We start from the raw sequence: 14,136 nt of genomic DNA on the forward strand, positions 1-14,136 counted from the left end.
CCCTACATAAACTTTTTACAGTGAACCATTATACTTTGTAAATATTTCTATGTAAATATATTTTTACAATAGAATTAAAACTTTTAGCATAGATATATTTTCATAAGCGTGTTAAGAGGGGGCTATTCTTAACTGTTAACTACCTTCACACCCGTTCCGTACGCCACAATTTCAGAAGCGTTACTGGCAATAGCTGAACTGACTAAACGGAAGCCGACAATGGCGTTTGCTCCCTTTTCTTCAGCATCTCTAACCATGCGCGCAACTGCGATTTTTCGAGCATCATCCATCATTTCCGTATATTCTTTAATTTCTCCTCCTACAATATTCTTTAAGCCTGCTAAAATATCACGACCGATGTTTTTAGACTGCACCGTGCTTCCTTTTACATACCCAATTGTTTCTGTTACTTGATAGTTTGATACATTATCAGTAGTCACGATAATCATTTGGATCCTCCTCTTTTGTTTTCCGTTTTTTTATGATCAATAAAGGAACTAATAGAATAATTGCTGCCACATAGTAGAGAAAAACCTGAAGGGCGAGCTTGGCATTTATAAATAAAAGAACAATCCCCGTCAGCTGTGCAACAACAGCAATAGTAAATATAATTAAAATAAGTTTATTCATGAGATTTCCTTCCTTGTATTTGTTTCGTAAGCCAGCTTCCCATTACGTCACATAGCTCTGGTGCAATCGGCTGTGAAAACGTCTGCTTATATTGCTTCATCAGCTTCATCATGGAAGGCTCTTCTGTTTGTATTTTTAATACGTGATTCATATCTTTAATGATTACTGTTTCAATTGTAGGATACGGTTTTAGAACTTGAAGTGCGTTAGGATCTGCCTGCACATCCTTTGATCCCGTTATAGCTAAAATGGGTATCGATAATTTTTCATAATAGTGATGCATATTTACCATCATATGCTCTCTCCACCATGCTGCATTCATGCGAACAAGCTGTACGCGCACAACATCTTCTTTTGCTTCTTTAAAACGCTTGAAAAGATTATCAGCTTTTTGTCGATCTTTTTCAATAACCTTTAGCTTTTGGAATAACCAACCTTTAAACCCACCTTGAGCCGAGATTTCTTTATAAGCTCGTTCTCGCTGATACTCAGTTGCTTCGATGAGGTTTTGTCCTGCACCAGCTAGCAAAATTAAGCCTGTAGCATGAAGTTCTTCCGCAATAATTGTAGCAATCATTGCTCCTTCGCTATGTCCCGCAATAAATAGTTGCTTATCATCTACTTCAGGCTGATTTTGCAAAGCGTGAAAAGCTTCTTTTGCATCTTGAATGAGGTCCGTTAACGTCGTTTTGTAAAACGCGTCGAGATTTCGCTTGTCATAACGAAGTGTGACATATCCCATTTCTGTAAAGACAGCTGCTAAATCACGATAAACGTTGCTCGCAAACTTTTTGGTGTTTCCGTTATAATCTACTGGACCACTCCCGCTAATTATTAATACAGCCGGCTTCTTACCTGATTTCTCATCAGGAATTGTTAGCATGGCCTTAACAGCTGTAAGCTGAAGTTCTTTTTCCCGCATCTTAGTTCTCTCCTCTTTGACGTTCTGGAATAAATGAGACGGCCATCGTACGCATACGGCGATCTTCTCGTGGCTTAAGCTGATATTTATCTATCAGCTTTTTATAGTCTTCTAAAAACGCCTGCTGCTCACTCTCACTTAAATGAAGGGGAAGCTGGTGGTACCCAAATCCATCTTTCTCAAAATTAACGTCTCCCTCTAGATATGCTTCAAACTCTTTGGCGAGCATCGTGTAAAAGTTCATAAAATGCTGCAAGTGTTCTGCTTTAGATAAATGTTGAACTTCTTCTCCTGATAAAATAGCACTAGCCTGTGCTAACGCGTACGTTTTTTCAACCGTTCCCCTAATCTTTTGTGCTTTAATTACCTCAATAACTTCCGCTTTTTTTAGCGTATTTAAGTGGCGATACAACGTTGCTTGAGGAACATCTTGAAGGCACTGAAGTAGCTCTTGTACTGTACAAGGTTTGCTTGCTAGCTCCTGTATAATCCGCATTCGGATTGGATGTAAGATTGCGTCTGCTTTTGATGAACTCATCAAGACCTTCCTTTCATTATTATCATATATGATAATAATAGCACATCTACGATAGAAATCAATCATTATTATCATTTTTGATAATATTTCAATTCGTTAATCCGCTGTTTTTATAATGATTATTTAGAACATAGTTTTATTTATAAATATACTCTAAAAAGAAACCAGTTAGCTAATCGTGCTAACTGGTTTACGCTTCCTCTTTTATATCTACAATCATCAATTTACCATCTTTGTAGCTTGTAGTATACGATTTGTTAAACATCACTGTTTGTGAACCTTTCCCAGGTTCCGCTTGTTCAAAGGACTCTTCTACTTTAATGACGTACCCATCATCCGTTTTTTGAAGGCCCATTAGCTTCACGTTCAAAAGTTTATACGAGATCTTCTTTGAGTTTAGCTCATTGATTTTTGCAAGCTCTGTATTGTATAGAACACTACCTTTTTTCAAAAACGGACTGATTTCTTTAATTGACCCTGCTGTAACGGCTTTTGCATAAGCCTCTGCATATTTCTTAATATACGAGTGGATATTTTCATCCACTGCTTGAACTGGAGGCTGCTTAATCGGTTGTGATGGTTTCGGCGTAGTCACCGTTTCTTCAACTTCTTCCTTAGGATTTGTGGGTGGAACTTGCTTTTTCTCGTCTGCCTGATCTTGGCATCCGGTCAATACAGCTGCTAGAGTGAAGATACCTATAAAGTGCTTCATTCTTTCCACACTCCTTTCTTTTTCATTATTTTCCATTCATATCTCTTTCATTCCTGCTTTACCTGTAAAAAAATAAATGGTTTGTATGTAACTCACTCAAACCAAAAAAGCCCAAATCGTGTGAGATTTGGGCCTTAAATGAATGCTGTTTTTTTATGTTGTTGCTAGTTCTTGTACTTCTTTTACTCTCTGTGCAAATTCCTCGTCCGTTAAACCGTGCTCTTTTACATAGCGGTTACGAGGATTTACGCGACACTCGTGAGAGCAGCTGCGTAAATATTTGTGCTCGTTTTCTTCAGAAGCTAAAATCTTACGGTTACACGCTGGATTTGCGCAGTTTACGTAGCGCTCACAAGGCTGTCCGTCAAAGTGGTCTTTACCAACAATTACGTGTTCTTTTTGGTTTACAGGAACGCTGATACGCTCATCAAACACGTAGCACTGCCCGTCCCATAATTCACCTTGCACTTCTGGGTCTTTACCGTATGTTACAATTCCGCCGTGAAGCTGACTTACATCCTCAAAGCCTTCTTCTTTTAACCAGCCTGAGAACTTCTCGCAGCGGATACCGCCCGTGCAGTATGTTAAGACTTTTTTATCTTCAAACATTTCTTTGTTTTCACGAATCCAGTCTGGCAGCTCGCGGAAATTACGGATATCTGGGCGTACTGCACCTCTGAAGTGACCTAAGTCAAACTCATAGTCGTTTCGCGCATCAATTACAACCGTATCTTCCTGCTGCATTGCTTCGAAAAACTCTTTTGGACTTAAATAGTTACCTGTTGTTTCAAGTGGGTTTATGTCGTTTTCAAGACGTAATGTTACGAGCTCTGAGCGATGGCGAACGCGTAATTTTTTAAACGCATGCTCATCGGCTTCATCTATTTTGAAGACCATTTCGCTAAAGCGAGGGTCTTGCTTCATTACTTCCATGTAGCGATTTGTTTGTTCTACTGTTCCTGAAACTGTTCCATTAATTCCTTCAGAAGCTACTAAAATTCTTCCTTTTAGTTCAAGCTCTTCGCATAGCGCAAACTGCTCATCACGAAATTCCTCTGCGTTTTCAATTGGAACATACATGTAATAGAGAAGAACTCTATAAGGTTTGTTAGTACTCATTTTTTTGTTTCCACCTATCTGTTCATATTTGCAAGATATAATGCATATAGGTTGTTTTACATTGAAAATCTTACATTTACGTTACGATCTGTAACCTTATATATAATACTAAAAAAAAGAACATCTGTAAAATCAAATGTTCTTAGTTCGAAAATTTATGGTACTAAAATAAGTTTTCCTGTCGTTTTTCTTCCTTGTAATAAACGATGAACATGCGCTGCATCTTCAAGTGGATACGTTCCACCAATCAGCAGTTCAAGCTCGCCGTTTTTCATATAGGTTAACAGCTCTTGTAAACTTTGCTGATACAAACTAGGCTTTGCCATCATTTGTGGTAAAAAGAACCCCATTACGGACTGGTTTTTCTCCATCAGCCTTCCTGGATTAAATTTTACAGGCTGACCGCTTGCCATTCCGTAGAATACAAGACGGCCAAACGGCGCAAGACACTGCAGAGAATCGTAAAAAATGGACCCTCCAACCATTTCTAAAATTACGTCCGCTCCGTGCTTTGTTTCTTCCATCACTTTGTTTTGCCATCCTGCTTCCGTATAATTAATGAGAACATCGGCTCCTAGACGCTTGGCAATAGCAAGCTTTTCATCTGAGCTCGCTGTGGCAATTACGTTAGCACCAAACTTTTTCGCAAGCTGCACAGCAAGCGTACCAACGCCTCCTGCAGCAGCGTGTACCACAACAGTTTCTCCTTTTTCAATTCGCCCCATCGTTTTTAAAATGTGATACGCTGTTAAGCCTTGAAGCGGCAAGGCAGCTGCTTGCTTAAGATCAACTCCGTCCGGCAGCGGAATAAGACCTCTAGAATCGGCAAGCGTATACTCCGCATACCCTGTTGCTCGGTGTGACCCAAGCAGCGTAACGACTTTCATTCCAACTTTTATTCCTTCTACTTCTTCACCAAGCTCAACAACCTCTCCTGCCACTTCAGAACCAGGAATAAACGGAAGCGGCGTATCAACAACGTACGCTCCTTCTCTTCTAGCCGTATCAGCGTAATTAACACCAATCGCTTCTACTTTAATCAAAACGTCTTTCTTTTTCGGGACGGGTCTTGCCAAATTAATCACTCTTAGTACATCTGGACTACCGTATTGTTTGAATTGAATCGCTTTCATTTTTACTCCTCCTTTTTAGTTAACACGTATAACGATCGCTTTCAATCAATGAATCTGCCACTCTTCGCGTTTTAGTAAACGTGCCTTCGTATTGAAAATCGCTCATTACAGTCTGAAGTTCACAGTGAAGGGCTTGATGCTTTTTACCAGTAGCAATACCGTTAATAAGCTGCGTCGCTTCATCTCTTACCTTGCGCATCGTTAAATCCACTACTAGCTCTGTCAGATCAACTTTCAGCTGTTCGTTTTCTTTCCCATTTTTCCTGACTGCTTTTTCCGTTCGGATGACGGCTGATTCCATTGCATATAAACCAATAGCAAGGTTTGAAAGCTTCATTAAGGCTTCCTGCTCGTGGACTATATGCTCTTTTGCTACTTTTAATGCTTCACTTAAAAGTAATAGAAGAAGATAGCGCACTGTGTGAACAGCTTTCTTTTCAAGAGGGAGAAGGTCATTTTCTTCTTTTATAGCGCCATATGCTTGTTCAAGTGTTTCCTGATTTAAAACAAGCTCTCCACTTTTTACTTTTCGCAGAAAGTGCGTCGGTAAGACCAGTCTATTAATCTCGTTTGTTCCTTCAAAAATCCGATTAATACGCGAATCGCGATAAACTGATTCAATTTCGTAATCTTGAATAAACCCAGCACCGCCGTGTAGCTGAAGCGCTTCGTCCACCACCGTGTCGAATGCTTCAGAGCTATATACTTTACACACTGAGCACTCCATCGCAAACTGTGCTAAGCTTTTTGCGGCCTCTTTCGGATCATTGTTTTCGTAAGCACCTGCCAGCACGCTTTCTAATAAGCCGCCCGTTCGATATTGTAATGATTCAGCAGCATAAATGCGGGCATTCATCAAAGCTAGCTTTTCTTTCGTTGCAGGAAAATGAGCGATAGCCGTTTGAAATTGTTTTCGTTCTTTCGTATAAGAAAGCGTAAGCTCTAGCGCATGTTTTGCACCTCCTACACACGCAAACCCGAGGTTATAGCGACCGAGATTTAACACGTTTAATGCAATGACGTGCCCTTTGCCAACTTCACCTAGTACGTTGTCAACAGGAACTAAGCAATCTTCATAAACAACAGGGCAAGTGGACGACCCTTTAATGCCCATCTTTTTTTCTTCGGGTCCAATAGATAAACCTTGAAAGTTTTTTTCGACAATGAAAGCTGTAAAATGCTTGCCGTCTACTTTTGCATACGTAATGAACGTGTCTGCAAACGCAGCGCTTGTAATGTATTGCTTGGTTCCATTTAGAATGTAGTGCGTTTTTTCATTATTTAACACTGCTGTGGTTCGAGCGGAAAGCGCATCTGACCCAGCTTCTGGCTCCGTTAAGCAGTAAGCACCGATATATTCACCGCTTGCAAGCTTTGGCAGGTAGCGTTTCTTTTGCGCTTTTGTTCCAAAATACGTAATCGGAAGCGTTGCAATGCACGTATGATTTGCGTGAGCAACGCCATAAGAACCCGTTTTCCCAAGCGCTTCGCCCACGATTCCTTTCGTTACTTTATCAAGACCAAGTCCTCCGTATGCTTCGGGCACGCTATGAGCCAATAAGCCAAGCTCTCCTGCTTTTTTCATCAGCCTTACCACTAGCTCAAAGTTTTGTTCATCGATTTTTTGTTTATAGGGATATACGTCTTTTTCGGCAAACTGACTAGCAGTTTGCGCGATTAGCTTTTGCTCACTTGTTAAGTCTTCTGGGGTGCATGCATCAGACGCAGCCTTCACTATGAACGTACCGCCAAACGACGATGGTTTTACGTCTTGAAACATTGTTTCCACTCCCTCTCTTAAACAGTTTGTAAATAATTCTGTAAAAACGCACACACGTCATCTGGAAGCGGTACGCTCTTTTGCAAGTCAAAATCGAAGTGAACAAGAACCGCTTCTCCTCTAGCAATTAACCTATTCGTTTTACTGTCCGTAATTTCGTGACCGATCGTAAAGCTTTTATGACCGATGCGCGTTACGTACGTGGAAACAACAAGTGTTTGATTAAAATACCCTTGGGCAATAAAATCACATTTGGTGGAAGCAATTAAATAAGCCCACTTGCTTGAATCCATTTTCACACCCATTTTTTCAAAGAAATCAATTCGCGCTTCTTCTAAATAAATAAAATAGCTTGTATTGTTAATATGACCCAGTGCATCTGTCTCGCAAAATCTCACTTTAATTTTCGTATCGCTCATGTTTAACCTCTCCTCTTCTTTGGTGATTGCTCGTTATTTTTTGATATGCTCTTTTTCATACGTATAAAACCCTTTTCCCGTCTTGCGCCCAAGCTCTCCTTTTTCTACTTTTTCTTTTAGGAATTCGGGAGGTAAATCGCTTGGATCTCCCGTTTCTGCATAGCGCTGATTCATTACGTAGTAGCCAACATCAATACCGGATAAATCCATTAATTCAAATGGTCCAATCGGATGATTAAGCGCTTTTTTACAAATTAAATCAATATCTTTGAAGTCCGCATAACCGTTTTCGTAAAGAAACATCGCTTCTTTATGAAGAGCGCCTAAAATACGATTAGCAATAAAACCAGAGATTTCTTTTTGAAGCAAGACTGCTGTACGATTCATTTGCTTACATACATTCATGGTAATCGCTGCTGTTTCTTGACTTGTTTCTTCACTCATGACAACTTCTACGCAGTCCATGACAACTGGCGGGAAGAAAAAGTGCATATTTACGACTTTATCAGGTCGAGTCGTTGCGGAAGCTAGTAATGAATTAACGATTGTTGAGCTATTGGAAGCTAAAATAGCGTGCTTTGGCGCATACTCATCAAGTTCGGCAAATACGCTTCTCTTTACTTCAAGCTTTTCAACAACCGCTTCAATTACAAAGTCAGTAGCAGCAACAGCTTCTTTTAAATCGGTCGTATACGATAGCTTAACAAGCGCTTCATCCTTTTGCTTTACGGTTAATTTACCTTTAGCAATCCAGCGATCTAACAGCATATGAAGCTGGTTTCTTGCATTATTGAGTGAATGTTCATTCATATCATGAATCGTCGTTTCATATCCTCCTAAAGCTGCTAAGATGGCAATTTGATGACCCATTTGCCCTGCACCTACAACTGTTATATGCTTAATGATCATTTTTTTATTCCCCTTTCAACTGTAGTCCATCTACTAGCATGTTATAAAAAATCGCTGCTACTTCTTGTGCTGAACGTTCTCCGCTTGGCTGAAACCAAAAATAGCTCCAGTTTGTGATGCCTAAAATTCCAAGCGTTACGATATCTGCTGGCAAGTCCCTTCTAAATTCACCAGCTTTTATTCCAGCTTCAATTAGATCTTGAAGATTCATTTTAAACTGATCACGCTTTGGCACAATGCTTAAAAGGTGGTTATCACTCAAATGGCGCATTTCGCGAAAAAACACTTTAGCTCGCAGTCCCTCTTTTTCAATATCGTAAATTAATTTAAAAATCATCTCATAGAGTTTTTCTCCGCAAGACAACTCATCGGCACGCAAAATGGTTTCTTGATTTTCAACTAAGTGCTCAATATATGAGCGGTGAATATCAAGCAGCACTTCTTCTTTGCTTTTAAAATAATAATAAAAGGTTCCTTTGGTCACGTTCAATTCATCTGCAATATCTTGAATGGACGTTTCTTTAAAGCCTTTCTTTGCAAATAGTAAAATGCTTGTTTCCATGATGCGTTCTTTCATTTTCTCCGCCGCCTTTTGAAATTTAATAAAGTTATGTTGCGAGCAACCCCCCGTCTACAACTAGAACATCACCTGTGACGTAATCGGAAGCTCTTGATGCTAGAAAAACAGCTGCTCCCTTTAAATCAACGTCTGTACCAAAACGCTTGAGCGGCGTTTGTTCTAAAAAGTAATCTCTTCCTTCTCTCATCGTCATAGCCGCCATTTTCGTCGGGAAGAATCCTGGAGCGATTGCATTTACTTGAATGTTATGCTGTCCCCACTTTACGGCTAAATCCTTCGTAAACGTAATAACGGCTCCCTTACTTGTGTTATAGCCAATAGAATTCATATATTCTGGATGTGAACCTCCAAATCCAGCGACCGATGCGATATTGATAATCTTTCCTTTTTTAGCATGTATCATATGTTTTCCAGCTTCTTGAGCCATTAAAAATGTGCCTGTTACGTTTGTTTGAAGCACTTTCTGCCAAGCTTCTAAAGGCATCTCTTCCACCTTTGATCCCCATGTTGCTCCGCTGTTATTAACCACAATGTCAATTTTTCCAAACTGAGCAATGACCGTATCCACCACGTTTTTAACATCTTCTTGATTCGTGATGTCACACTGTATTGCTAGCGATTCAACGCCTAGTTCTTTTATTTTTTCGGATACGCTTTCACAAGATTCCAACTTTCGAGAGCAAACGATAACGTGAGCGCCCGCTTCAGCTAATCCGGTTGCAAACTGTTCACCAAGGCCTCGGCCTCCTCCCGTTACGATTGCGACCTGACCTGTTAGGTCAAAGAGCTCTTTCACATGCATCTTTTTCCCTCCTCGCAGAATTGGCTATACTTACTAACCGGTTGGTATGTTTCATATTTATCATATACCGAATCATTTTATAACAGCAAGTATTTTTTAGAAATTTTAAACATTTATTATTTAAAAAAAGCGACTCCTTTTTGATAAGGAGTCGCTTTTCGATTTAAATATTAAAGAAAATACCTATTAATGAATAGATAATAATTGTTGAAAATAACACCGTCATATGAATTAGTGAAAAAATAAACATTGATTTTGCCCATTTTTCTTTATCCATTTTTCGGTACCCCGTAATGCTAAGCACAAACCAAGCAACGCTTAATAGCAAGGCAACGAGCATTAAACCTATGCTTAACGTTCCGAATAAAAAGCTAATGACAACTAAAATTGCGAGGTAAATATTTGTTTGAATGTACGTACGCTCAAACCCTTTAACTACCGGAAGCATTGGTACATTAGCTGCTTTGTACTCGTCATGTTTACGGATCGCAATGGCATAAAAGTGTGGCATTTGCCAAATAACAGTTACAACGAATAATCCTATAATAGCTGGATGAGTCACGTCTGGATAAATAGCTGCCCATCCGATTAACGGAGGCATTGCCCCTGAAATACTTCCGACTTCTGTATTATAAATTGTGCGGCGCTTTGTCCACATTGTATACGGAACCACATAAAAAAACAGCCCTAGAAATCCTAACAAGGCAGCGAGTGGTGTCGTTAATGCAAGAGCTCCAATTCCGAGAATGGCCATGCTGCTTGCAAGTACTAATACAAATGTTGGTTTCACTTCACCGGTTACAGTCGGTCTGCTTTTTGTTCTTTCCATAATGGCATCGATGTCGCGATCGTAGAGGTTATTAAAAGCCCCAGCTGCACCGATCACAAGGAAAGAGCCGATAAAAGCTAAAATAATTTCAGGAATATTATCAAACAGACTCATGTCATATGTGTACAAAGCTAAGGTTAACCCGGCAAACATAGGTATTAAATTAGATTTAATAATGCCTGTTTTAATGGTTTGGGATAAAATCGCCACAAACGTTTGCTTTGGTAACGATGCTTGTTCAGCATGATGATTTGTTTTTGTAGTACTTTGCATGATTGTTTGTTTCATTCCTTTGTCAATTTTACCGCCTTTGCAGTAAAAAAGTAGTTTTAAGTAGTCTCCTACTCCATGCTCTTCTTAAATAATAACAACTCACTATTTATTTGACTAACTTCTAAGAAGAAGTTCACAAAAAATACATTTTTGTACAAGTGTTAACCTATTTTGGTCTTTCCATTCTTTTAATCGTTAACAAACCCTTAGTCACAAAGCAGTTCTAATGAAGCAAGACGAACATAATGTTTTTATTTTATCATAAAAATATTCATTTCGGATAGGTATTCATAGCATTTAATGACAAAATTCGACTTTTGTTCACATTTTCACAACAGAAAAAAGCGCAGAATAATTTCTACGCTCACAAAATATCAATCCATATTTTAATTGCCGTTGCTAAAATTAATAGTGCAAGAGCGATTTGTAAAACCTTTGTATTGATTTTTTGCCCTGCCTTTGCTCCAAGAGGAGAGGCGATTAAGCTTGCAATAACCATAATAAGAGCTGGACCGTAATCAACTTGCCCAGTCGTTACTTTTCCTACCGTTGCGCCAATTGATGAGATAAACGTAATGGCTAGAGAAGAGGCGATTGTCATACGTGTTGGAATTTTAAGAACAACAAGCATAATCGGTACCAATAAAAAGGCTCCCGCTGCTCCGACAATACCAGATCCTACTCCCACAATGAAAGCTAAGCCAGCAGCTAACCATTTATTAAACGTTACTTGATCAAGTGGCAGGTCATCAATGCCTTTTTTCGGAACAAACATCATAATAGCAGCGACTAACGCTAAAATTCCATATACGAAGTTAATACCTTCTTCTGACATCATTTGAGAACCAAACCCACCAATAAAGCTTCCAATTAAAATGCTAGCTCCCATATAAAGAATAAGGTTTTTGTTTAAATAACCTCCTTTTCGATACGCCCATACGCCCCCAATTGTCGCAAAGAACACTTGGACAGCGCTAATTCCTGAGACTTCATGTGCTGAAAAAGCTGTAAGACCAAGTATCGGAGGAATATATAAAAGCATTGGATACTTAATAATTGAACCACCAATTCCAAGCATTCCAGATAAGTACGAACCAATAAACCCAATTAAAAAGATAACCGTTATAAACCAAAGATCCATGTGATAGACTCCTTTCATTAGAAAAGGGAACCGTGCGTGGTTCCCCTCTATTTGTTACGCTTTTTGAATCCAAAATTTGAAGACAGATCCTTCTTCCTCGTGTTTAACAAGCACATGGTCCATTGATTTTGCCCAAGCAGCTAAGTCACTTTTTGCTCCTTTATCTGTTGTATGAATTTCTAGAATTTCACCTGAATTTAGCTCATTCATTGCTTTTTTTGTTTTTACGATTGGCATTGGACATGCTAATCCTGTCGCATCTACAAAAGTTCCCATTATTTCTCCTCCTCTTTATCGAACTGCACAGCGGTTTGGTCCAATTTCCATTTCACGCTGCTTATCTTCATCTGGCGTCATTTTCCCCATATTTGTTTGACGAATTTCTTGATATGCATTGGGCTGAGGAGGTAGGTTCTCCGTTACTAACTTACGGAATTCTTCTTCATCCTCAATGTTTAAGCCGTGATTGTTTGCATATAGCTCATGAAGCGGTTTTGCTATGCTTCCATCTTCATTTAGCTCATCCATAATCATAAAATGAGCCGGCAGAACGATTAATTGATCTGATAGGTTACGATAGCGAGTGTATAGACTTTCACGAAGATCAGCTACCCAATCTTCAGCCATACCAGCTAAGTCAGGACGACCAATTGAATCAATAAATAAAATATCTCCTGATAATAAGTAGCGATTATCAACGATGAAAGATGTAGATCCAATTGTGTGACCTGGTGAATAAAGCGCGTGAATGTGAATCGTTGTATTTCCGATTGTCACGTCGTTACCGTCTTCAAGCGCTTCATATGCAAAAGTTACTTCTGTTGCGTCTTTTGGCGGCAACCAATAAGCAGCTCCTGTTTTTTCCGCAATCATGCGTCCACCTGAAATGTGATCTGCGTGTAGGTGCGTATCAAATACGTGAGTAATTTTCACTCCTATCTCATCGGCAAACTGTAAATACGTATCCGTCATGCGTGTTGAATCAATAATTGCTGCTTCACCGTTTGACACAACCATGTATGATAAACAACCTTTACCGATACGAACAAACTGATATAGCTCTCCGCCGTCTTTTAATTCGCCTAACTTAACTGGCTCTAAATGCTCACTCCAAGCGCGCATACCACCAGCTAAATAAAATACGTCTTTTCCTTCATCTGAAAGCATTTCTGCTACCATAATCGATGAGCCTTCTTTTGCACAGACAACTAATATGTCTTTATCTTGTGGAAGTTGATTTAGAATACCTTCTACACCGTCCAATAAGTCAAAATACGGAATATTTAAATACGTAAAGTTTTCACTTTCAATTTTCCAATCTTGGAATGCATCTTCGTTACGAACATCTAAGATAAATAAAGCCTCTTTGTTAATTGCTTTTTTTGCTACCTCAGCAGCACTCATTTGATTTACTGTCACCTAAATTACCTCCCAGGGTATTTATTTTGATAAAAAAATTTATGCTAATGATTTCGTTTCTCCTGACCATTCACTCATACCAGGTACAACATTTTTTACGCTTGTAAATCCGCTTTCACTCAGCTTTTGAGCTGCTAAATCACTTCTGCTTCCTGTACGGCAAACAACAAATACCTCTTTACCTTTATCAAGCTCATTCATACGCGCCTCTAGGTCTCCTAGTGGAATATTAACTGCATTCGGAATATGACGGAATCCATATTCTGCTTCTTCTCGCACATCTACTACAAGAATCGATTCGTTAGCTGCTAATTTTGCTTCTAGTTCATCGTTGCTAACAAGGTATGGATGTTTCTTTTCAATTCCTTCTTCATTAGATGATTTGCGCAAAAAGTGCTTTAACACGTCGCCTTCTTCAATGACGCCTAAATACTGGTGACCTGTACGCTCTGCCCACGCCTGTAAGTCCGCTTTTGAACCTTTATCCGTTGCCTGCACTTCTAGCACCTGTCCTGCTTCTACATCATTCATTGCTTTTTTTGTTTTTACAATCGGCATTGGGCACGCTAGGCCCTTTGCATCTAAAATTACGTTGGCTTTCATCCTTATTACCTCCTAGGGTATATTAACTTGCAAATTTTTTTATTCTGTTGGCCCTTCCCATGCAAGCATACCGCCCGTCATGTTCTGAACCTTAAATCCTTGATTTTCTAAAAAGCGAACTGCCTGAGAGCTGCGCCCACCTGAGCGACACACAACCGTGTACTCAACGTTTTTATCCAGCTCATTCATACGAAATTCGATTAACCCTAACGGAATGTGAAGAGCGTTAGGAATTTTGCCTTCCGCTACCTCAGCTACTTCACGCACATCCAGTACCGTTAACTGATTTAATTTCTTTTCAACATCTTTTGCTAGAATCTCTTTCAT

Annotated in this window: 18 protein-coding genes; all 18 read right to left on the reverse strand. The window is 39.4% G+C overall.

What is annotated here, in order from left to right:
* Positions 1-128: 128 nt before the first annotated feature.
* The 18 genes from LZP85_RS09175 to LZP85_RS09260 all read right to left on the reverse strand — a co-directional run bounded on the left by LZP85_RS09175 (position 129) and on the right by LZP85_RS09260 (position 14,136).
* Complete coding sequence (locus LZP85_RS09175) at positions 129-449, reverse strand: YbjQ family protein (RefSeq protein WP_025907946.1); 321 nt, start codon at positions 447-449, stop codon at positions 129-131.
* On the reverse strand, positions 430-630 hold the full coding sequence (locus tag LZP85_RS09180; RefSeq protein ID WP_119544094.1) for a hypothetical protein: 201 nt from the start codon (positions 628-630) through the stop codon (positions 430-432). The genes LZP85_RS09175 and LZP85_RS09180 overlap by 20 nt, the downstream gene beginning before the upstream one ends.
* A complete protein-coding gene (locus LZP85_RS09185) occupies positions 623-1,552 on the reverse strand; it encodes an alpha/beta hydrolase (RefSeq protein WP_119544093.1) in 930 nt (309 codons plus the stop codon). Before LZP85_RS09185 ends, LZP85_RS09180 begins: the two co-directional genes overlap by 8 nt.
* Before the next feature lies 1 nt (position 1,553).
* Positions 1,554-2,090 (reverse strand): helix-turn-helix domain-containing protein, encoded by a 537-nt coding sequence (locus tag LZP85_RS09190; protein WP_182840884.1) that lies wholly within the window; start codon positions 2,088-2,090, stop codon positions 1,554-1,556.
* 190 nt (positions 2,091-2,280) lie between these two features.
* Positions 2,281-2,802, reverse strand: a complete 522-nt coding sequence (locus tag LZP85_RS09195; RefSeq protein ID WP_142925401.1) for a TcaA NTF2-like domain-containing protein — start codon at positions 2,800-2,802, stop codon at positions 2,281-2,283.
* A gap of 153 nt (positions 2,803-2,955) precedes the next feature.
* Complete coding sequence (gene trhO / locus LZP85_RS09200; protein ID WP_119544090.1) at positions 2,956-3,921, reverse strand: oxygen-dependent tRNA uridine(34) hydroxylase TrhO; 966 nt, start codon at positions 3,919-3,921, stop codon at positions 2,956-2,958.
* Positions 3,922-4,076: 155 nt separating this feature from the next.
* Positions 4,077-5,054 carry a quinone oxidoreductase family protein gene (locus tag LZP85_RS09205; protein ID WP_119544089.1) on the reverse strand — a complete coding sequence of 326 codons (978 nt, stop codon included), beginning with the start codon at positions 5,052-5,054 and terminating at the stop codon, positions 4,077-4,079.
* A 19-nt stretch (positions 5,055-5,073) separates the two neighbouring features.
* Entirely contained in the window at positions 5,074-6,834 is a 1,761-nt protein-coding gene (locus LZP85_RS09210) for an acyl-CoA dehydrogenase family protein (RefSeq protein ID WP_234562168.1), read from the reverse strand.
* A 17-nt stretch (positions 6,835-6,851) separates the two neighbouring features.
* Positions 6,852-7,253, reverse strand: a complete 402-nt coding sequence (locus LZP85_RS09215; RefSeq protein ID WP_025907954.1) for an acyl-CoA thioesterase — start codon at positions 7,251-7,253, stop codon at positions 6,852-6,854.
* Between the two features lie 33 nt (positions 7,254-7,286).
* Positions 7,287-8,162: a 3-hydroxyacyl-CoA dehydrogenase family protein gene (locus LZP85_RS09220; protein ID WP_234562170.1), complete on the reverse strand. Its 876-nt coding sequence runs from the start codon at positions 8,160-8,162 to the stop codon at positions 7,287-7,289.
* Positions 8,163-8,166: 4 nt separating this feature from the next.
* Positions 8,167-8,739 (reverse strand): TetR/AcrR family transcriptional regulator, encoded by a 573-nt coding sequence (locus tag LZP85_RS09225; RefSeq protein WP_025907956.1) that lies wholly within the window; start codon positions 8,737-8,739, stop codon positions 8,167-8,169.
* 31 nt (positions 8,740-8,770) lie between these two features.
* Positions 8,771-9,544 (reverse strand): SDR family oxidoreductase, encoded by a 774-nt coding sequence (locus LZP85_RS09230; protein WP_025907957.1) that lies wholly within the window; start codon positions 9,542-9,544, stop codon positions 8,771-8,773.
* Positions 9,545-9,707: 163 nt separating this feature from the next.
* On the reverse strand, positions 9,708-10,646 hold the full coding sequence (gene cyoE / locus LZP85_RS09235; protein ID WP_119544063.1) for a heme o synthase: 939 nt from the start codon (positions 10,644-10,646) through the stop codon (positions 9,708-9,710).
* A 364-nt stretch (positions 10,647-11,010) separates the two neighbouring features.
* A complete protein-coding gene (locus LZP85_RS09240) occupies positions 11,011-11,787 on the reverse strand; it encodes a sulfite exporter TauE/SafE family protein (RefSeq protein WP_119544059.1) in 777 nt (258 codons plus the stop codon).
* Positions 11,788-11,841: 54 nt separating this feature from the next.
* The gene (locus LZP85_RS09245) at positions 11,842-12,063 is read right to left on the reverse strand and encodes a sulfurtransferase TusA family protein (protein WP_182840880.1); all 222 of its coding nucleotides are present in this window, start codon (positions 12,061-12,063) and stop codon (positions 11,842-11,844) included.
* A gap of 15 nt (positions 12,064-12,078) precedes the next feature.
* The gene (locus LZP85_RS09250; RefSeq protein WP_163071166.1) at positions 12,079-13,191 is read right to left on the reverse strand and encodes an MBL fold metallo-hydrolase; all 1,113 of its coding nucleotides are present in this window, start codon (positions 13,189-13,191) and stop codon (positions 12,079-12,081) included.
* Between the two features lie 54 nt (positions 13,192-13,245).
* Positions 13,246-13,809 carry a sulfurtransferase TusA family protein gene (locus tag LZP85_RS09255; RefSeq protein ID WP_025907962.1) on the reverse strand — a complete coding sequence of 188 codons (564 nt, stop codon included), beginning with the start codon at positions 13,807-13,809 and terminating at the stop codon, positions 13,246-13,248.
* 39 nt (positions 13,810-13,848) lie between these two features.
* A complete protein-coding gene (locus LZP85_RS09260; RefSeq protein ID WP_025907963.1) occupies positions 13,849-14,136 on the reverse strand; it encodes a rhodanese-like domain-containing protein in 288 nt (95 codons plus the stop codon).

This window comes from Priestia flexa (assembly GCF_021441905.1).
Lineage (GTDB): Bacteria > Bacillota > Bacilli > Bacillales > Bacillaceae_H > Priestia > Priestia flexa.

Bases quoted from the DNA above. Each gene is read 5' to 3' on its own strand.
- LZP85_RS09175 (WP_025907946.1), bottom strand. From the start codon at position 449: ATGATTATCGTGACTACTGATAATGTATCAAACTATCAAGTAACAGAA.
- LZP85_RS09180 (WP_119544094.1), bottom strand. From the start codon at position 630: ATGAATAAACTTATTTTAATTATATTTACTATTGCTGTTGTTGCACAG.
- LZP85_RS09185 (WP_119544093.1), bottom strand. From the start codon at position 1,552: ATGCGGGAAAAAGAACTTCAGCTTACAGCTGTTAAGGCCATGCTAACA.
- LZP85_RS09190 (WP_182840884.1), bottom strand. From the start codon at position 2,090: ATGAGTTCATCAAAAGCAGACGCAATCTTACATCCAATCCGAATGCGG.
- LZP85_RS09195 (WP_142925401.1), bottom strand. From the start codon at position 2,802: ATGAAGCACTTTATAGGTATCTTCACTCTAGCAGCTGTATTGACCGGA.
- trhO (WP_119544090.1), bottom strand. From the start codon at position 3,921: ATGAGTACTAACAAACCTTATAGAGTTCTTCTCTATTACATGTATGTT.
- LZP85_RS09205 (WP_119544089.1), bottom strand. From the start codon at position 5,054: ATGAAAGCGATTCAATTCAAACAATACGGTAGTCCAGATGTACTAAGA.
- LZP85_RS09210 (WP_234562168.1), bottom strand. From the start codon at position 6,834: ATGTTTCAAGACGTAAAACCATCGTCGTTTGGCGGTACGTTCATAGTG.
- LZP85_RS09215 (WP_025907954.1), bottom strand. From the start codon at position 7,253: ATGAGCGATACGAAAATTAAAGTGAGATTTTGCGAGACAGATGCACTG.
- LZP85_RS09220 (WP_234562170.1), bottom strand. From the start codon at position 8,162: ATGATCATTAAGCATATAACAGTTGTAGGTGCAGGGCAAATGGGTCAT.
- LZP85_RS09225 (WP_025907956.1), bottom strand. From the start codon at position 8,739: ATGAAAGAACGCATCATGGAAACAAGCATTTTACTATTTGCAAAGAAA.
- LZP85_RS09230 (WP_025907957.1), bottom strand. From the start codon at position 9,544: ATGCATGTGAAAGAGCTCTTTGACCTAACAGGTCAGGTCGCAATCGTA.
- cyoE (WP_119544063.1), bottom strand. From the start codon at position 10,646: ATGCAAAGTACTACAAAAACAAATCATCATGCTGAACAAGCATCGTTA.
- LZP85_RS09240 (WP_119544059.1), bottom strand. From the start codon at position 11,787: ATGGATCTTTGGTTTATAACGGTTATCTTTTTAATTGGGTTTATTGGT.
- LZP85_RS09245 (WP_182840880.1), bottom strand. From the start codon at position 12,063: ATGGGAACTTTTGTAGATGCGACAGGATTAGCATGTCCAATGCCAATC.
- LZP85_RS09250 (WP_163071166.1), bottom strand. From the start codon at position 13,191: ATGAGTGCTGCTGAGGTAGCAAAAAAAGCAATTAACAAAGAGGCTTTA.
- LZP85_RS09255 (WP_025907962.1), bottom strand. From the start codon at position 13,809: ATGAAAGCCAACGTAATTTTAGATGCAAAGGGCCTAGCGTGCCCAATG.
- LZP85_RS09260 (WP_025907963.1), bottom strand. From the start codon at position 14,136: ATGAAAGAGATTCTAGCAAAAGATGTTGAAAAGAAATTAAATCAGTTA.